Source organism: Paenibacillus sp. FSL R7-0048, from assembly GCF_038004505.1.
GTDB lineage: Bacteria > Bacillota > Bacilli > Paenibacillales > Paenibacillaceae > Paenibacillus_AQ > Paenibacillus_AQ odorifer.
Genome location: NZ_JBBORF010000001.1, coordinates 7,056,475 through 7,073,429, shown reverse-complemented (window position 1 = coordinate 7,073,429; position 16,955 = coordinate 7,056,475). Strand labels below are relative to the sequence as shown.

The 16,955-nt window shown below is 41.7% G+C and carries 19 protein-coding genes and 1 pseudogene; 13 read left to right on the top strand and 7 right to left on the bottom strand.

What is annotated here, in order from left to right:
• The first annotated feature begins 7 nt into the window (after positions 1-7).
• The gene (locus NSQ91_RS31315; protein ID WP_076179254.1) at positions 8-592 is read left to right on the top strand and encodes a Crp/Fnr family transcriptional regulator; all 585 of its coding nucleotides are present in this window, start codon (positions 8-10) and stop codon (positions 590-592) included.
• Positions 593-600: 8 nt separating this feature from the next.
• Here the strand turns inward: NSQ91_RS31315 and NSQ91_RS31310 are convergent, their stop codons facing one another.
• Both NSQ91_RS31310 and NSQ91_RS31305 read right to left on the bottom strand, forming a co-directional pair.
• Positions 601-1,320: a DUF4386 domain-containing protein gene (locus tag NSQ91_RS31310; protein ID WP_076301524.1), complete on the bottom strand. Its 720-nt coding sequence runs from the start codon at positions 1,318-1,320 to the stop codon at positions 601-603.
• Positions 1,321-1,401: 81 nt separating this feature from the next.
• A complete protein-coding gene (locus NSQ91_RS31305) occupies positions 1,402-1,983 on the bottom strand; it encodes a TetR/AcrR family transcriptional regulator (protein WP_076124215.1) in 582 nt (193 codons plus the stop codon).
• 294 nt (positions 1,984-2,277) lie between these two features.
• On the opposite strand from NSQ91_RS31305, the gene NSQ91_RS31300 reads away from it, so the two are divergent.
• From NSQ91_RS31300 to NSQ91_RS31270, 7 genes and pseudogenes are all read left to right on the top strand, one after another.
• Complete coding sequence (locus NSQ91_RS31300; protein ID WP_076124378.1) at positions 2,278-3,465, top strand: MFS transporter; 1,188 nt, start codon at positions 2,278-2,280, stop codon at positions 3,463-3,465.
• 75 nt (positions 3,466-3,540) lie between these two features.
• On the top strand, positions 3,541-3,825 hold the full coding sequence (locus NSQ91_RS31295; protein WP_076179251.1) for an alpha/beta-type small acid-soluble spore protein: 285 nt from the start codon (positions 3,541-3,543) through the stop codon (positions 3,823-3,825).
• Between the two features lie 229 nt (positions 3,826-4,054).
• Positions 4,055-4,237, top strand: a pseudogene (locus NSQ91_RS31290) (YiaA/YiaB family inner membrane protein); the annotation flags it as partial.
• A 57-nt stretch (positions 4,238-4,294) separates the two neighbouring features.
• Positions 4,295-4,531 carry a YiaA/YiaB family inner membrane protein gene (locus tag NSQ91_RS31285; protein WP_305953524.1) on the top strand — a complete coding sequence of 79 codons (237 nt, stop codon included), beginning with the start codon at positions 4,295-4,297 and terminating at the stop codon, positions 4,529-4,531.
• Between the two features lie 249 nt (positions 4,532-4,780).
• Complete coding sequence (locus NSQ91_RS31280) at positions 4,781-5,857, top strand: ankyrin repeat domain-containing protein (RefSeq protein WP_076303525.1); 1,077 nt, start codon at positions 4,781-4,783, stop codon at positions 5,855-5,857.
• Between the two features lie 118 nt (positions 5,858-5,975).
• Complete coding sequence (gene hprK, locus NSQ91_RS31275) at positions 5,976-6,893, top strand: HPr(Ser) kinase/phosphatase (RefSeq protein WP_076124211.1); 918 nt, start codon at positions 5,976-5,978, stop codon at positions 6,891-6,893.
• A 222-nt stretch (positions 6,894-7,115) separates the two neighbouring features.
• Positions 7,116-7,997, top strand: a complete 882-nt coding sequence (locus NSQ91_RS31270; RefSeq protein WP_076301522.1) for an SMI1/KNR4 family protein — start codon at positions 7,116-7,118, stop codon at positions 7,995-7,997.
• 447 nt (positions 7,998-8,444) lie between these two features.
• Here NSQ91_RS31270 and NSQ91_RS31265 read toward each other — a convergent pair whose 3' ends face one another.
• On the bottom strand, positions 8,445-8,882 hold the full coding sequence (locus NSQ91_RS31265; RefSeq protein ID WP_076124207.1) for a MarR family winged helix-turn-helix transcriptional regulator: 438 nt from the start codon (positions 8,880-8,882) through the stop codon (positions 8,445-8,447).
• Positions 8,883-9,003: 121 nt separating this feature from the next.
• Here NSQ91_RS31265 and NSQ91_RS31260 point away from each other — a divergent pair, with 121 nt between their 5' ends.
• The gene (locus tag NSQ91_RS31260) at positions 9,004-9,591 is read left to right on the top strand and encodes an NAD(P)H-dependent oxidoreductase (protein ID WP_036682318.1); all 588 of its coding nucleotides are present in this window, start codon (positions 9,004-9,006) and stop codon (positions 9,589-9,591) included.
• Here NSQ91_RS31260 and NSQ91_RS31255 read toward each other — a convergent pair.
• Positions 9,550-9,891: a hypothetical protein gene (locus tag NSQ91_RS31255; protein WP_076301521.1), complete on the bottom strand. Its 342-nt coding sequence runs from the start codon at positions 9,889-9,891 to the stop codon at positions 9,550-9,552. The genes NSQ91_RS31260 and NSQ91_RS31255 overlap by 42 nt on opposite strands.
• A gap of 230 nt (positions 9,892-10,121) precedes the next feature.
• On the opposite strand from NSQ91_RS31255, the gene NSQ91_RS31250 reads away from it, so the two are divergent.
• Positions 10,122-11,534, top strand: coding sequence for an alanine/glycine:cation symporter family protein (locus NSQ91_RS31250; protein ID WP_340921294.1), 1,413 nt, complete (start codon positions 10,122-10,124; stop codon positions 11,532-11,534).
• A 67-nt stretch (positions 11,535-11,601) separates the two neighbouring features.
• Here the strand turns inward: NSQ91_RS31250 and NSQ91_RS31245 are convergent, their stop codons facing one another.
• On the bottom strand, positions 11,602-12,000 hold the full coding sequence (locus NSQ91_RS31245; protein WP_076303527.1) for a hypothetical protein: 399 nt from the start codon (positions 11,998-12,000) through the stop codon (positions 11,602-11,604).
• Positions 12,001-12,212: 212 nt separating this feature from the next.
• Between NSQ91_RS31245 and NSQ91_RS31240 the strand changes: the two genes are divergently transcribed.
• The 3 genes from NSQ91_RS31240 (at position 12,213) to NSQ91_RS31230 (ending at position 14,766) form a co-directional block, all read left to right on the top strand.
• Positions 12,213-12,779 carry a TetR/AcrR family transcriptional regulator gene (locus NSQ91_RS31240; RefSeq protein ID WP_076278238.1) on the top strand — a complete coding sequence of 189 codons (567 nt, stop codon included), beginning with the start codon at positions 12,213-12,215 and terminating at the stop codon, positions 12,777-12,779.
• Positions 12,776-13,312: a DUF2798 domain-containing protein gene (locus tag NSQ91_RS31235; protein ID WP_076124197.1), complete on the top strand. Its 537-nt coding sequence runs from the start codon at positions 12,776-12,778 to the stop codon at positions 13,310-13,312. Before NSQ91_RS31240 ends, NSQ91_RS31235 begins: the two co-directional genes overlap by 4 nt.
• 272 nt (positions 13,313-13,584) lie before the next feature.
• Positions 13,585-14,766 carry a multidrug effflux MFS transporter gene (locus NSQ91_RS31230; protein ID WP_076124195.1) on the top strand — a complete coding sequence of 394 codons (1,182 nt, stop codon included), beginning with the start codon at positions 13,585-13,587 and terminating at the stop codon, positions 14,764-14,766.
• Positions 14,767-14,866: 100 nt separating this feature from the next.
• Here NSQ91_RS31230 and NSQ91_RS31225 read toward each other — a convergent pair whose 3' ends face one another.
• The gene (locus NSQ91_RS31225; RefSeq protein ID WP_340921288.1) at positions 14,867-15,757 is read right to left on the bottom strand and encodes a diacylglycerol/lipid kinase family protein; all 891 of its coding nucleotides are present in this window, start codon (positions 15,755-15,757) and stop codon (positions 14,867-14,869) included.
• Positions 15,758-15,892: 135 nt separating this feature from the next.
• Positions 15,893-16,876 (bottom strand): GMP reductase, encoded by a 984-nt coding sequence (gene guaC, locus NSQ91_RS31220; RefSeq protein WP_036682307.1) that lies wholly within the window; start codon positions 16,874-16,876, stop codon positions 15,893-15,895.
• Positions 16,877-16,955 lie beyond the last annotated feature (79 nt).

The following is a 16,955-nucleotide window of genomic DNA, read 5'->3' as shown; positions in this document are numbered from 1 at the left end:
GAGATAAATGAAAAGCATATTGTATAAGTTTATGAGTAAATTTACATCTCTTAACGAAGTGGAACAGCAGGATATTGTTGAAGGTATTCCTATTGAGGAATACAAGAAGGGAACGGTACTCCTTAGACAAGGAGACGTTCCCTCAAAATGTTTTTTTGTGTTAAAGGGATGTGTGAGGCAGTCCTCGATAGATGAATCGGGCAAAGAAGTCACATCTAATTTTTATACGGAAGAGCAAGCGGTTTCGATTTTTAATCGGCATCAGGAGAGTAGACCCTCAGCGTACACCTTAACCTGCCTAGAAGACAGCATATTGGTGGTTGGTGATCTTATTGCGGAACAGGATATGCTCCATAAACACGCTCAGCTGGAAACCATGATACGCAAAATGGTAGAGGAGAACTTGGGTGAGGTTCAGGATGAGTTGACTTCCTTTATTGCTTCCAATCCTGAAGAACGTTACAAAGCCTTGTTACAAAAAAGACCTCATTTACTTACCCGTGTCCCCCAACATCAATTAGCCAGTTATTTGGGGATTACGCCAGAGTCATTAAGTAGAATTAAGAAGCGGGTTCATTCCGGGGATGAATAACAAAATCGTTATACACTTTTGGGGATTTTCCCACCTCTAAGCAGTAGCCATATCCCAAAGCCTAGTTCTCCTACAATCATAGGAATAGTAAAAATAAAATTAAGTGTTGTAATGACTGCCTCATATTGTGGGAGAAACATTTTGCTTAGATGAATGATAATATAGCCTATTGAAGCAAGCAGCAGCAAGATGCTGATTACTTTAGGAATGACATCGGATTTTAAAGCCACATAGCCCACTATTAACAAATGCCCGCCAAAAACGACCAGCCCCATAGACCAAATGAATTGAAATGCATCCAGAAATAACATCATAAATGCTTGAGTTTGTTCGATTGTTAATGAGGAAAAGCCATTTGTGTTTCCCGTGAGCAGCAGCACAAATATCAAGGTTAATATAGAGATTGCCAATATAGCGGAATAGGTTAGACGGAGCCATGCGCCGAGTAATGAAAGATTTTGGTTGACGGGTTCTAGAAACACATAAAACGCCCAGGCGACCAGAATGTCAGTAATCATAATGATGATCCAGCCCAAGATTTCCCCTTTGAAAAGGTTGTTGGAAGATACAATGTTAATAAATGTGGCACTGGCATCGCCTTGCACAACAAGAGTCCCATGGACAAAGCCATATGAAAAAAATGAGGCGAGGGTCATGATGATCAGTGATATTCCAGCTGTTAAAGCGGACTTACGCTGGTTCGATAGGTCTTTTTCTGAGATAGCCATAAGATAGCCTCCTAAAGGACTTTTATTTCATTGTAATTAGGAGTACTATGGCGGGCATTGACTTAAATCAAGACTCTGAATTTAATCAAGCGAAGTAAGTATCACTGTTATTGCGTTATCAACAAAGGATCGCTCCGGGCGGGATTTCAAGAGTACAGTAAGCCCTATTAGCGATACGATTAGTGCCTGTGCCAAGGCCTTCGCATTTACACCACCCTTAAGCTCACCTGATTGTATACCGCGTTCAATAGTTTCTTGAAATATGACCGATAGATACATTTGGTGTTCTCTTGTAAGAATCTCGAACTTCTCATCATGAGGTGCCAGCTCGACCATTGTATTGATGCAAAAACATCCTCGGTTCACACTGCCTGCATACTCCTCCGCCACCACATCTTCAAAAAAACTACGAAAGGCTTTTTTTGCGGATGGATTGCTTTGAAGTTGGGCTCGGACACGGGAAGCATGGGACATCGTGTATTTACGTAGCGCAGCTTCGAATAATTCTTTTTTGTCTCCAAAAGCTGAGTATATACTGGGGCGTTGAATGCCCATTCTGGAAGTTAAATCGCTTAATGAAGTAGCCTCATATCCCTTCTCCCAAAATAGCTCCATAGCTGATTCTAATGCTTTTTCCTCGTCAAATTCGCGGGTCCGAGCCATTTTTAACACCCCTCGTTATATTTGATTTCAATAATTTATTACCGAACAGTATTTTATAATACTAGAACTAGTCGTCTATATTGTCAAATCAAAGTCGGTAGCATCAAATATTTATGTTGACACACACCATTTTGTAAGATAAATTTACTGAGCATAATAACATACTGATCAGTATGAAATATGTTTGCGATTTAAATTTAACAGAGAAAGGGTGTGTCCAAAATGCAGGGGACTAAAGAGAAGCTTTCGTCACAAGAGACGCATACGCCATCTGATTCTATTCATGCTTCCTCGATGCCTCGGTATATGACACTTTTGTTTGCCGTTGTCTGCGGGATGTCGGTTGCAAACATCTACTTTGCTCAACCGTTGCTTGATCATTTGTCGAAAGAATTTGGTATTGATTATTCAACCATTGGTATTCTTATTACTATCACGCAGATTTTTTATGCAGTGGGGCTGTTACTGCTCGTGCCACTAGGAGATTTACTGAATCAGCGCCGCCTGATTATCGGCCAGATGTTATTATCTGTGGTGGCTTTGATTATCGTGGGTACTGCCTCTTCCAGCACGGTACTATTCGTAGGTATGGCCTCAGTGGGACTACTCGCTGTTGTAACGCAGACGCTTGTTGCGTTCGCGGCGACAATGGCTGCCCCTGCCGAACGCGGGCGAGTCGTAGGCATGGTCACAAGTGGAATTGTGATTGGAATACTTCTTGCGCGATCCATTTCAGGAATACTTACAGATCTTGCAGGTTGGCGTTCCGTATACCTTTTTTCTGCTGCTTTAATGCTTTGTATGGTGTGTACATTATTTAGGGTGTTGCCAAATGTGAAACGTGAGGTAAAAACACTGTCATACGCTCAGCTGCTTAGCTCAGTGTTTATGTTGTTTGTACAAGAGAGAGTATTGCGTATCCGCGCTATTCTGGCTTTGTTGATTTTTACTGCTTTCAGTATTCTGTGGACTTCTGTGGTCTTGCCTCTTAGTGCTCCGCCGTTATCACTTTCACATACTGCAATTGGGGCATTTGGTCTGGCGGGAATTGTGGGAGCATTAGCTGCTGCACGGGCGGGAAAGCTAGCGGATCAGGGTCATGGACAGAGAACGACAGGCATAGCTTTACTTCTATTGTTGATTTCATGGTGGTTTATCAGTTTTACGGAGCAGTCGCTGTTGGCATTGGTCATTGGTATTGTTCTGCTTGATTTGGCAGTGCAGGCGGTGCATGTCACCAATCAAAGTATAATACTTACCTTGCGCATGGAGGCACGTAGTAGGCTCACCGCAGGGTATATGGTTTTTTACTCCATTGGAAGTGCTACCGGATCGATTGCTTCCACTCAAATCTATTCTCACTATGGCTGGAACGGGGTATGTTGGCTTGGAGCTTCTGTTAGTGCTGTGGCTTTTTTATTTTGGGCTTTAACCTTGCGTGCTACGAATGCCGCGTTGCAACGGCGCCCTGCTTGGAAATAATCGGGGCAAGTCCATAAGGGTGGAGGTTCCGTTTTCCGGGCATGTTATTTAAAACAGGTTTGGGAGGGGATAAGGATGTCTAGAAGGAACAGGAAATATGCAGTGCCGGGAGCCAGCCGCGGAATGCAAATTTTTAAAGCGGAAGTGATGCGGCGCGAGGGGTATGATGTAGATCCAGAGCGGCCTGATGATGTGAAATACGAAGTTGCAAAAGAACTGGGTGTCCCTTTGGAGCGCGGTCAAAATGGTCATTTGAGCACAGAATCGGTGGGCCAGATCGGCGGTAAAATTGGTGGATCGATGGTCCGCGAAATGATTCGTCTCGCACAGCAGCAATTGGTGGATCAGGAAAGGCAGTAGCATTTTTCTAATTTATGTTGCAGAGATCGCGGGAGGCGGTTTTCGTCCTATATTGTATGGGACTGAGACCGTCCTTTCGGTGTTTGCGTTATTTTATATTTGTATAGTAAAAAAATTCCTGGAATTCCCTAAAACAACCTGATTCATGGTAGAATTTTACCGATGTTCCACGGTATAGTGGAGAAGGATATATCATCATTCAAGTCTGTAGTGGGAGAGGAATTATCAGATGAATCAGAGATATCGCAAACGCAACACGGCTGCTTTTACGGGGGCATCGTATTTTGCATTGGGGGCAGGACTTTTTCTATTCTGTTTGGGAGTGTACAACGACACTTGGGAGCTAAACGTAAAAGGGTATTATTTGCTCTGTATGGTGTTAATTACGATTTCCTGTATCGTTGTGCAAAAGGTGGTCAGGGACAATACAGAGGATAAAGAATTTCGTTTGGATAACCCTAAACACAGGATGAGAAACACAGGGGCCTTCACAATTATGGCTTTTGTGGGTTTGATTATCGGGTATGCGATGTTTTTTATTGGCCTTTACAATGCTCCATTTGAATTAAATGTAAAGGGGTATTACATAGCTGTTATTCTCTTGATTTCTTATAGCGCTATTGGCGTTCAGAAAGTGACACGGGATAACGCGGAAGATAACGAGATTCTTGCCGAGCAAGAGGCGAGACGGGACATCCAAGGGTAAAGAGGAATATAGCCAGCGTTCTCGCTGAGAACAGCAGGCTGCTTCAACTTTACTTACCATCATAAATTGTAAACAGGAGCTTCGTGAATTTACGGAGCTTCTTTTTATTTTTTTGAAATAGCAGCAATAATCTTGCGGATCTGAACATTATGAGGACTATTTGTTAGAACAACATCCTTAGTTTGGATTGTTTTTTACTATACGGTTCTCTATACTCTTCATAATACTTGAAGTAGGAGTGGATAATGGATGATCCGTCTGAAGGATATAGGGAAGTTCGAGGAACTGCCGCAAATGGCCATGCATATTTACAATGGAAATATTCCGGAATTAGAGGCTGCCATTAGAGCAGGCTGGGATATTGAAGAGGGAATCGTCCTTAGCCAATATACTACGTTAACCCCGTTAGCTTTGGCGCTTATATCAGAGAGAATGGATGTCATAAAGCTGCTGGTACAGCACGGTGTAAATCTGAATGTGAAGAATAATCCGGCTTTTTTGCTCGCGGTCCGCTATTGCAAAGAAGATATCGTCCGCTATATTGCAGCACAAGGGGCCAAACTGGACAAGCTTAATCAGGTCAAGTCAGGTGCATATTCGCAGGCCTACTATGGCAACAAAAACAATATCCCGCTCATACATGAGCTAGGATTAGATATTAAGCAGCATGGTGGGGCTGTATTACGCAAAGCGGTGTCAGATCACGACCTTAAGACCGTTGCTTATTTACTGGATCATGGGGTGGACATTAATTACAACAATTCCGATATGGTCTATCCTTATCAAGCCACTCCGTTAACAGTTGCCACAAGAATGGGTAATCAAGCGATGGTACAATATTTGATTGAACGTGGCGCAGACGTTACCTTGGCGGAAAAAGATGGCGATCGCCCTTACACCATTGCTGTGAGCAATAAGAATACAGCTTTGGCTGACTTTTTGAAATCGTTAGAGCCGGCTGAATTTCATGATATCGAGAATAAGAAGTTTGAGCTGAGAAAATATAAATTGTCTGATGAATTGGTTAGCTTTCTTACTGGAAAAAATCTGCGTCTTGAGCTAACACAAAATGAATATGAAATTAGATATATCGACTTTTTCACATTAACTGATACCATTGAAATAAAAATCGGCCGACAAAAGCTGCTCCGTCTGTCAGCCGATATAGATAATTACTCTGATCTGCTGCTTATGTGGAATCCGAAGAAAAAAGGCCTGATAGGCTGTTACGACGTGGAACATCAGACGTACGCGGATTTATGTAGTTTTGCAGATTTTCTCACGCAACCGGAGATATACCTCATTAATTTTCTTGAAGGAACATAGTTGTTAATATCTCATGATCTGTCTATTTCTTTTGCAGGAATCATTCTATTCGTCGTTGAATATATCCCGGTAACCGTATTACGTATTCAAAATACGTAGCCACAGGAGGAGAACAACATTGAAATCGATTACCGTTCAAAGCCTTACGGAAACGTTTAAGCTGGAAGTGCTTGCGGGTGCTAGCTGCATGGACCGCGAGATCACTCGCTCTAAGACACATAGACCTGGCCTGGAGTTCGTGGGTTACTTCGACTTTTTCCCCATGAAGCGAGTACAAGTGTTGGGTCGTAAAGAAATCAATTATCTGCTAAAGCTAAGCGTTGAGCAACGCAAGTTACATATTGGCAATATCGTTAAGTACCATCCCCCATGCTTTATTGTGACGACGGGTCAGCAGGAGATTCCCTATTTGACTTTATTCTGCGACCAAGAAGGTATACCACTACTTCGGACGGAAGAGACGACGTCAGAGTTCATCGCAAAGATTGATACTTATCTGGTGAAGGCGCTGGCGCCAGAACTTTCAATTCATGGAGTGTGTGTGAACGTGTCTGGCATAGGTGTCCTATTGAGAGGCAAGTCCGGGATCGGAAAAAGCGAAACCGCTCACACGCTCATTAGAAGAGGCCATCGGTTTGTGGCCGATGATGTAGTTGTGCTTAAGAAGCTGGGACCGGCGACGCTTCTCGGCACGCATAATGAAACGACCCGTGAATTCCTAGCGCTGCGTAGTATTGGTCTGATCAATGTTGTACGGCAGTACGGGCGTAGAGCTTTTCAGGAAGAGACACGAATTGTACTCGACATCGAGTTGTCACCATGGCGGGAGAATTCCTTGAATAATGAGCTCGAAATCGAACCCCAGTTCACAGAATATCTTGGCGTGCAAATTCCGCATATTGAAATTCAGCTTCAGCCTGGCCGCGACGTGGCTGGCCTGATCGAGGCGGCTGCGAACAATTGGTACCTTAAACAGCTTGGCTATAGTGCCGTTGAAGAGTTCCTGCAGAGGATCGAAAACGGGATGCAGTCGTAAAGGCAGGATAGAAAGCAGCAATTATAGTTACCATAATTAAAATGGTTTTCTGTATACGAAAAACAGACCGCAGATAAACGCTGCGGTCTGTTTTTCACAGCAAAAAGGGAAGTTGCTTTTTGATTGATAGGGCTAGGACATGCGTTATTGGCTGGGCATAGGTTAGAAATGGTATAATTTCTAATAGGTATTTTGAGTGATCGTTAATAGGAGGTATTAATGATGAGTGATGAGTTATTGGCAAAATTGGATGAATGGCATGAGGAAGATGAATTTCAAGAAATCGTGGATGCAATCACGGAAATTCCTGAAGAGGAAAGAGATTATGTTCTAACTAGTCATTTGGGCAGGGCGCTTAATAATCTCGGGCAATATGAAGAGGCTTTAGAGCAGTATTTGAGCATTGAAGAAGAGGGTGAAGGTGACCCGCTCTGGCATTACCGTATCGGGGTTTCTTATTATTATCTGAAAAGATATGACGAAGCTTTAAAAGCGTTTACGATTGCCGATCAGCTGGAACCTGATGATGAAGACACATTGGAGTTTCTGGGCTGGATCAAACGTAAATTGGCTAAAAAAGCTGCGAAAAAGCCTGTAAACAAACCTGCTAAGAAGCCTGTAATAGCGTTGGATACCACTAATTTCTGGGATGACAGCGAGTATGCGTTCTCAGAATATATTTCTGACCCGCCTTCAGATGCATTGATTACTTCTGTACAAGAAGAGCTGGTCTTCAAGCTGCCTGCTTCCTATGTGGATATGATGAAGTTACATAATGGGGGAATTCCTCATAACAATCGTTATCCGATTCCGGGAACAGGAGAATTTATTACGATTTCTGGTATCCTCGGAATTGGACGAGATAAGAATAAGTCGCTGTGTGGGGCTTCAGGCAGCCGGACTGTGATTGAAAATGGACGTTATCCTGAAGTTGGTGTGGTGATTTGTGATTGTCCTTCTGAGAATGAAGTGGTGATGCTGGATTACCGTGAATTCGGGAATGATGGCGAACCTGAGGTTATTCATGTAGATCGGGATAACAAATACAAAATCACACGTTTGGCTGACAATTTTGAGACCTTTATCAGCGGACTGGTGAAATAGTCTATTTCGCTGGCTAAGAATACTTATAATCCAATCAAGGCATTCCTTAAGAGGAGTGCCTATTTCTATTAGGGGATTATTAGGGAAGCGTCTTTCGGACTCAGCTGACCTTAAATGTAGCTTTTTCGCATATTTGGAATGCCAACGGACCGCATAGCAGCTATTGGCATAAAAAACACCCAATATGAACTCGATTCATAGGAATAGCGTCGCTGGAGTCCGAAACTACGCACAAAAGGCTAAAAACATGCCAATAACGTCATCTGGGTCCGAAAGCCTCAGTGGACGAGTGCGATTTGGCGATTTAGCTGAAGTGAGGCTGATTCGATTTCGTTAGGCTTTAACTAGCCGATAATCGGTCTTGAGTCAGCTAATCATCGACCCAAAACACAGAGCAGCGGTGCTCCCATTAATGGGGAACCGCTGCTCTGCTGTCTTTTTCTCGGATCATTGCTGGGTGTTAAACACCTTAGATTGCAGGATATCGAGGGCATGGTTAATCTCGGCTAATTCCTCTGGGGGAACCTCTTTAATCCGGTTCAGAAAACGTTCACCGATCCGTTCAAAAGCTTCGTTCATCATCGCTTGTCCAGCATCAGACAGCCGAATCATTTGCTTACGCCGGTCCTCGGCGACATCAAGCTTCTCACACAGGTTTTTTTCTGTTAATTTCTTCAGCTCACGGCTGGTATTCGGCATAGAGATATTCTTACAATCGCTGATTTGGCTGAGGGTAACAGGCTGGCTAACCGCAATATATTCCAGAATACTATATTGAACGGGCGTAATGCCTTCCGGTCTAACATCTTTGGTAAAGTCAAATGTTACTTCATGGACTGCTGTCGTAAAGGTAACAATTTTCTGAAAAAACGCTTGTTTGTCCATAAGGATCACCTCTTATTGTAAACCTTAACAAAATAATTATCATAATACAATTATCATTTGACAACTAAATAACGGTTGTGATACCATTTTGTTATCAAATGATAATTAAAGAGGTGGAGCAATGAACGTTTTAGTCATCTATACACATCCGAATCATAAAAGTTTAAGTTATGCTTTTTTCAATAAAGTCATTCAGGGAAGTAATGAGAATCAAAAGATCACGAAGATAGAGGTCCTTGATCTTTACGAAGAGCAATTTGATCCTGTGCTGGTATTTAATGAAAATAAACGTAGAAGAGACATGCATATCGATCCCAAGCTAGAGAAGTATCGGGAGCAGATTCGTCAGGCCGATAAAATTGTGTTTGTGTATCCAATCTGGTGGGGACGTCCTCCCGCGATGTTGCTCGGTTATATTGACCAAATGTTTGCTTCTAATTTCGCTTACAGAGAAAAGGGTGGTCTCATCCCCGAAGGGCTGCTGAAAGGAAAGTCTGTGGTTTGCATTTCCAGCATGAAGGGGCCGACCCTTTATCCTTTATATTGGCTGAATAATTCCCATAAAGTGCTGATGAGAAAAGCACTATTTCAATATTGTGGCATCAAGAAAGTGAAGTTTTTCGAATTTGGGAATATGGAGAGTCCAAAAGGGAAACATGATAAGAAGTTAAATCAGGTGTACCAATATTTTAAAGCTGTGGCTAATTAATACCTCGAAAATATCTGCTCTATGATTATTCGAGATAACCCCGGAAATGGATGTCTCAAGCGATTCCATAGTTGGATGGTCCAAAACAACGGTGGGATCCTTATCTTTTTGACTAGCCAGAACGATTTTATTTTTGCTGGCTAGCTCATGATAGAGGACAGCCATTTCTTCAATATCTTTTGCGGCTAATAAGGGCACTAGTTGTGCTGCTGATGTTATAGCTTCGTTCCTCGTTCGTCCTGAAATCAAATCAAACCAAATGTTCTCCACGATATAAATACGCGCATACATTGTTGTCATACATTTCTTCCACAAGATGCTTTTTCATTTTTTTATAATACCTAGATTAATCTAAAGGAGCTTGTGAGCTCAGATGAAGATGGGGAAATAGCTCTCACACCGGTGTAAGGTATGGTGTTGCTGGCTAATTTTTTTTGTTGGCTTTTGAAATAAGGGCTGTTATATTTGAAAATACTATGTAACTTAAGGTTCAGCAACTGGGTATCGACACAATGGAGAGGCGGATTTACATGCAACAAATGTTAGACAGTATGATTAGTACAACAAATGACTTTCTTTGGTCGAAAATTTTGGTGGTTCTGCTTATTGTTTGTGGAATTTATTTCACCATTCGATCGAAGTTTGTTCAGTTTGGCATGTTTAAAGAAATGTTTAGGGTCCTTAAAGAGTCCAATGAAAGGTCAAAAGATTCCATTTCGTCGTTTCAGGCTTTCTGTATCAGTATGGCAGCAAGGGTTGGGACAGGGAATATTACAGGGATCGCAATTGCTATCGCAATAGGTGGACCAGGGGCTGTTTTTTGGATGTGGGTCATAGCTATTATTGGATCAGCGTCTGGATTTATTGAAAGTACTCTGGCACAGGTGTATAAAGTGAAGGACAAGACTGGATTTCGTGGGGGTCCCGCCTATTATATGGAGCAAGGCCTGAAAAAACGTTGGATGGGCGCGGTATTTGCGGTTTTGATCACGTTATCCTTTGGTCTTGTATTTAATGCAGTTCAATCCAATACGATTACAGTGGCCTTTGAGAATTCATTTGGCACTAATCGGGTGATTCTTGGGCTTGTAGTTGCTGCTGCTTTTGCGGCTGTTATCTTTGGTGGGGTTAAACGTATTGCTAGAATGTCCGAATATATTGTAGTGGTAATGGCAGGGGTCTATATTGGGGCTGCTGTTATTATTATGTTAATTAATATTACGGAAATACCGGCGATTCTGGCGCTTATTGTGAAAAGTGCTTTTGGATTTGAACAAATCGCAGGGGGATCTTTTGGGGCAGTCATTCTGCAAGGGGTGAAACGGGGACTATTCTCCAATGAAGCGGGAATGGGTAGTGCTCCGAATGCTGCGGCAACTGCAACAACTAGTCATCCGGTGAAACAAGGGCTGATGCAAGCGCTGGGTGTACTTACAGACACGTTACTTATTTGTTCGAGTACTGCTTTTATTATCTTGTTATCCGATGCGTATAAACAGCCAGGGCTGGATGGAATTAAGCTGACACAAGCGGCATTAAGCGAACATATTGGTTCGTGGGCCTCGGGATCCCTAGCGATCATGATTTTATTGTTTGCTTTCAGTACGTTAATCGGAAATTATTATTATGGTGAGACCAATATAGAATTCTTGAACTCCAATAAAAAAGTATTACTATTCTATAGATACAGCGTCTTGGCGATGATTATTTTTGGCTCCGTAGCTAAAGTTCAATTGGTATGGGATTTGGCTGATTTATTTATGGGCTTCATGGTCATCGTGAATTTGATCGCTATCCTTTTGTTATCTAAAGTGGCCTTTGCCGCCTTGCAGGATTATAAGCGCCAGAAGCGGGCAGGGAAGGACCCTGTCTTTTATAAAGATAGCATAGAAGGTCTGGAAAACGTGGAGTGTTGGGACAATTCTTCAGACATAAAAACATAGTAGGGTAAGTATATGCGGGCTCAGGAAACTGAGCCCTTTTTGCTGTAGGCACTTAAATATCTATGCATTATTTGTTGAGAATTTCTTCTATGATTTGTTTTGACTCTGTTTTAAACTGCTCAATATTTTCGCTTATAAGCAGCACTTTTTTATTGTCCAATAGGATATATGAAGGGTAAGTGTTGATCTTCAAATCCTCTTTTAAGCGGTCGCCCTCTTTCGAATCTTTTTTGATAACACCTGCTTTGCTGATACAAGTCATATTTTCCTTGTAAATATCCTCAAGCTCTTTAGTTTGCTCAAAAAAACGATCGTTCTCCGATAAAATTAGGATTGAAAAAGATTTATTTTCTTGAGTAAGGTATGGCGTCAAAAAGTCATCTTTTTTCTGATTACCATTACAAGCTGCGATAAAGATTAAAGTAATCAAGCTTATCAGCATAATTACTAAGGCTTTTTTTTTCATGTATACACCCTATTCTTTTGTATTCATAACGACAATTATGTTTTGAACTCCACATTAACTTCTAGACTTACTAGATCATATCCTGTTTTCAGTTATAAATGAAAATAATGAAATATTTTTTGAAAAAAAGCAAAAAAAGACTTACATTATTCATTTTTATATTGTTATAATAACAAACAGACCGGTTGGTATGTTAGGGGGAGTACGTTATTGTGGATACAAAATCGCTAATGATTGAGACGGCGACACATCTTTTTCAGCAAAAAGGATATAAAAATGTAGGCGTGAATGAAATTTTAAAAGCCTGTAATGTGACCAAAGGAGCGCTTTATCATCATTTTCCAAATGGAAAAGAAGAACTATTAATTGCTTGTTTAAAGGGCTTAAATGAAGCAATTACGATAGATATTGAGGATATTTTTAAAAAGCATCCATCGACGTTAGAAGCTATACAATCCATGATCGACAAGTTGATTCACAACTTAGAAACCGAGGGCACGATTACCGGATATACCTTTAGCAGTATTGTCAGTGAAATGGCTACGGTGAGTGAACCTGTTCGCCAGGCATGTAGCTTGCTCTATGAGAACATGGAACGAATTTACTGCGATAAGCTTGTAACTGAAGGTTATTCGCAGGAATCAGCCTCCGAGATGGCATTGTGGATGACGGCTTCGATCGAAGGCGCGATGATGTTGTGCCTAACGCAAAAATCTACAACTCCCTTAAAAACTATCGCCAAACTATTACCGACAATATTGAAAGGAAGAACATCATGAATCAAGAAGCAAGATTACCAAGAAACGCTAAGGAGGGGGCATTATATGGTGCAATCATTTCTACACTGACGGTACTGTTTATGTCCTCAATAAATATCATTTTAGGGGTTGGAGAATTTAATGGTGAGGTTGCCTTAACGATTCTTAAGGTGTTTCCGATCATTTGGGTAATTGTCATGATTATTGAGCCTGTTGTTATTGGCCGTATTGCCGAAAAGCTGACAGCTATATTCACACAACCTACAGATAGCTTCAACGCCAAAATCCTATTCCGTATCTTATTCACCGTACTAGGAATGTCATTTTGTATGACGTTTATTGGAGACATTATCGGAAACGGGTTGAGTTCTCAAACGTTTAATCACTTCTTAGCCAATTGGCCAAGAAATTTCCTAATTGCACTGTTCGCTGAAAGTATATTGATACAGCCGTTTGCAAGATTTGTGATGGTAAAGCTACATGCTTCTCAGGACAAAAAGAAATCCAGCGCTGTTGGCGTAACTATACATGGATTATCAGAACAAAATTCCTAACCTAAATAAGCTCTCAGGCGAAGTGATTCGTTTGAGAGCTTTTCTATTACCGTGTATAATGATGTTTTGGTTGAATAATTGAAACTCAAATCTTTGCCCGATATCTTTCGGGTAAGCCCTCCTATATAACAATGAAAGCATAACAATGAAAGGTGATTTTCTAACATGATGATCTATAGTCGTCTTGCTATAATGATGCCCCCATTTCCCTAGCTAGGCTCATATTCTTGTAGTTGTTCGAGGATATAAGCTTGTAGGAGGGCGAAAATAAGATGAAAAAATATGCAGCACCATCGTTACTTTTAATGATTGTTCTTGTGGCTTTTCCGCAAATTAGTGAGACGATTTACACCCCATCGTTACCAGATATCGCAGTAGCACTTGGGGCCACCAATAGTTCTGTACAGTTAACGTTAAGTATATATTTTATTGGATTTGCTTTAGGAGTTTTTAGCTGGGGTTGGTTGTCTGACTTCATCGGGCGGAGATCTTCCATGCTGGCTGGACTTCTTGTATACGGTATGGGAAGCTTGATGTGTTTTTACTCAGAATCCATTCATTTGCTGTTAGTCAGCCGGTTTATACAAGCGTTTGGAGCAGCAACAGGTTCGATTATTACCCAAACCATTCTTCGTGAGAGTGTCTCCGGGAATAAACGGCATGTTATGTTTGCCCAAATCTCGGCGGTCATTGCTTTTACTCCCGCAGTAGGTCCGTTAATTGGCGGATGGGTGGATCAAGCTTTTGGTTTTCGAGCGGTTTTCTTTACATTAGTAATGATGAGTGTGTTGTTATTTATGTATGCTTTTTGGAAGCTGCCAGAAACCACTGATGTTTCCATGAGAAAAAAGGTGGCTATTCTGCCTATAGTCAAAAAAATGCTCGCATTGCCACGTGTATTGGTGTTTGGATTACTAATTGGAGGCATTAACGGAATCTTGTTCAGCTATTATGCTGAAGCTCCTTTTATATTTATTGAACACTTTCAGATTTCACCAGGAGTCTATGGTTTTCTCGGCATTATTGTGGCTTTGGCGTCGATTGTAGGCGCAATGATCTCCAAAAGATTATTAACCCTCTATGCCCCAGAAAAAATAATCCATATCGGCTGTCTAGTAATGGCGAGCGGAGCCTTGCTATTAACAATCGCAAGCAGTCTTGACTCGCTGCCGGATATGATAGTGATCGTATGTATTCTAATAACGCTGTTTGTCCTATTAATGGGTGCAGGGATTGCTTTACCTAATTGTCTAAGTCTTGCTCTTGTTCAATTTCAGGATGTTGTAGGAACAGCAGGTGCGATATTCAGCTTGGGCTATTATTTGCTTGTTAGCTTGGCGACGTGGGGAATGAGCGCTCTTCATAATGGTTCATTACTGACGATGCCTATTTATTTCTTAGGGATTAGCGGCGGAATGTGGTTATTAGGCAAAAAATTTATTGTAGTGGAATAGAAATAACTTCTTAGTCATTTGATTAGTAAGATATGGATCGGGGCGTCCATAAATTAAGGGCAGTCTGGAACTTTTTGAGTTCCGGACTGCTTTTTGTTTGTTAGTCCACTTCTGGCACAATGACTTGGATATGACGAGGGAGAACACTTAGCGTAATAGGCAAAGTTGGACCTTCTTCGCCATCTACATTGGTTCTTACGGTTTCTGGAGAGCTTACAGTTACATTGTGGGCTGTGAAATAGACAACGTCTTTATGATCCTTAAGGGTACCCAGCAGTAAAGATATACTGGCTGTAATGGTATTGAATATACTGAGGTCCAAAATAATAAAACAATGAAGCAGACCGTCGTCAACCGCAGCATCCGGTATTAGATTCTCGAACCCGCCGACTGAGTTGGTTAATACGGCGAGAAAGAGTAAGGAGTCTCCTTGCCACATATGTCCATCATGGTGAATGACAAGGGGGTGGGCTGTAGGGCTTGTAAGTTGTTTAAGACCTTCTTTTAAGTATGCCAATGAGCCGAGTTTGGTTTTATCTTCGGAGGATACAGAGGATAATGCTCCGGCAATTGAACCTACAGCAACCACGTTGCCGAATAGGCGGTCATTTAAGCGACCGATATCTACTGTTTTTAAATTTGAGGAGGCAAGGGTTTGAATGGCTATTTCGGGATTCAGTGGAATTTGTAATGCACGGGCGAAATCATTAGCCGTTCCTAAAGGAACCACACCTAACTTTGGGTGGTGTTCCTGATCGATAAGACCATTAATGGTCTCGTGAAGCGTGCCATCCCCGCCGATGGAGACCACCAGATCATAACCTTCCTCACAAGCAGCGATGGAATAACGAGTGGCGTCTAGTTCTTTTGCCGTCTCCTTGATCGTAACGGAGTAGTCTTTATCACTTAGAACTCTTGTTGCATATCTGACATATTGGCTGGCTTCTTCTTTGCCGGAGGAGGGGTTAATAATAATCATAGCTTGCCGCATAAGGATAATCCTCTCTATTGTGATCTAGTAGGAGTTTATTCTTACCATTACCCCAAAGTAGACCGGCAGAACTCGTTCTCATAAAAAAAGATGAGCAAGATTGACCTAAGTCATCCTGCTCACCTGTTTGTTCAATTAATAGACTTTATCTCCATTAAAAATGGAGTTCTTAACGATAACGTAATCCACATTACGGATAGCCTCTAATTTATTGCCACCTGCATAAGAGATGGAGGATTGAAGATCCTGCTCCATTTCTCTTAGGGTTTCTGCTAAAGCCCCTTTATGCTCAACCGCAATTTTTTTACCTTCGACGTTCTTCTTTTCACCTTTTTGGTATTCTGAAGCGGAGCCAAAGTATTCTTTATAGAGCTTCCCAGCGATTTCAATGGTTTCACCCGGAGATTCTTCATGACCGGCAAATAGTGAACCAATCATGACCATAGAAGCGCCGAATCGTACGGATTTAGCAATATCACCGTGTGTGCGAATGCCTCCATCGGCAATAATTGGCTTGCTTGCAGCCTTGGCACACAAGCGTAGTGCAGCTAACTGCCAGCCGCCTGTACCGAATCCAGTTTTGATCTTAGTGATACATACTTTCCCTGGTCCAATCCCAACTTTAGTAGCATCAGCTCCAGCGTTTTCTAATTCTCTAACGCCTTCAGGTGTTCCTACATTTCCTGCAATAACAAAACTGGCAGGCAGGTATTGTTTAATATGTTTGATCATCCGAATAACTGCTTCGGAATGGCCGTGTGCAATATCAATTGTAATGAATTCCGGAACCAGCTGTTCTTTGGATAATTGTTCGACGAAATCATACTCTTCTTCTTTAACTCCGACGCTGATGGATGCGATTAATTCACGGGAGTGCATGTCTTTGATGAAAGACGTACGTTTCTCCGGTTCAAAACGATGCATAATGTAGAAATAGCCATTTTGCGCCAAGGAGATAGCGATCTTCTCATCAATGATGGTTTGCATGTTGGCAGGTACCACCGGCAATCTAAATTTATGCCCACCGAGGGTGACTGATGTATCACACTCCGAACGGCTGTTTACGATACATTTTGCAGGAATTAATTGAATATCTTCATAATCGAATACTTCTTTCATAATTTACACCTCTAAATGCGAACATTATAGTATTTTGGTTTGTTAATTGTTCGTCCAAATTGTAATGTACCTCATTCTG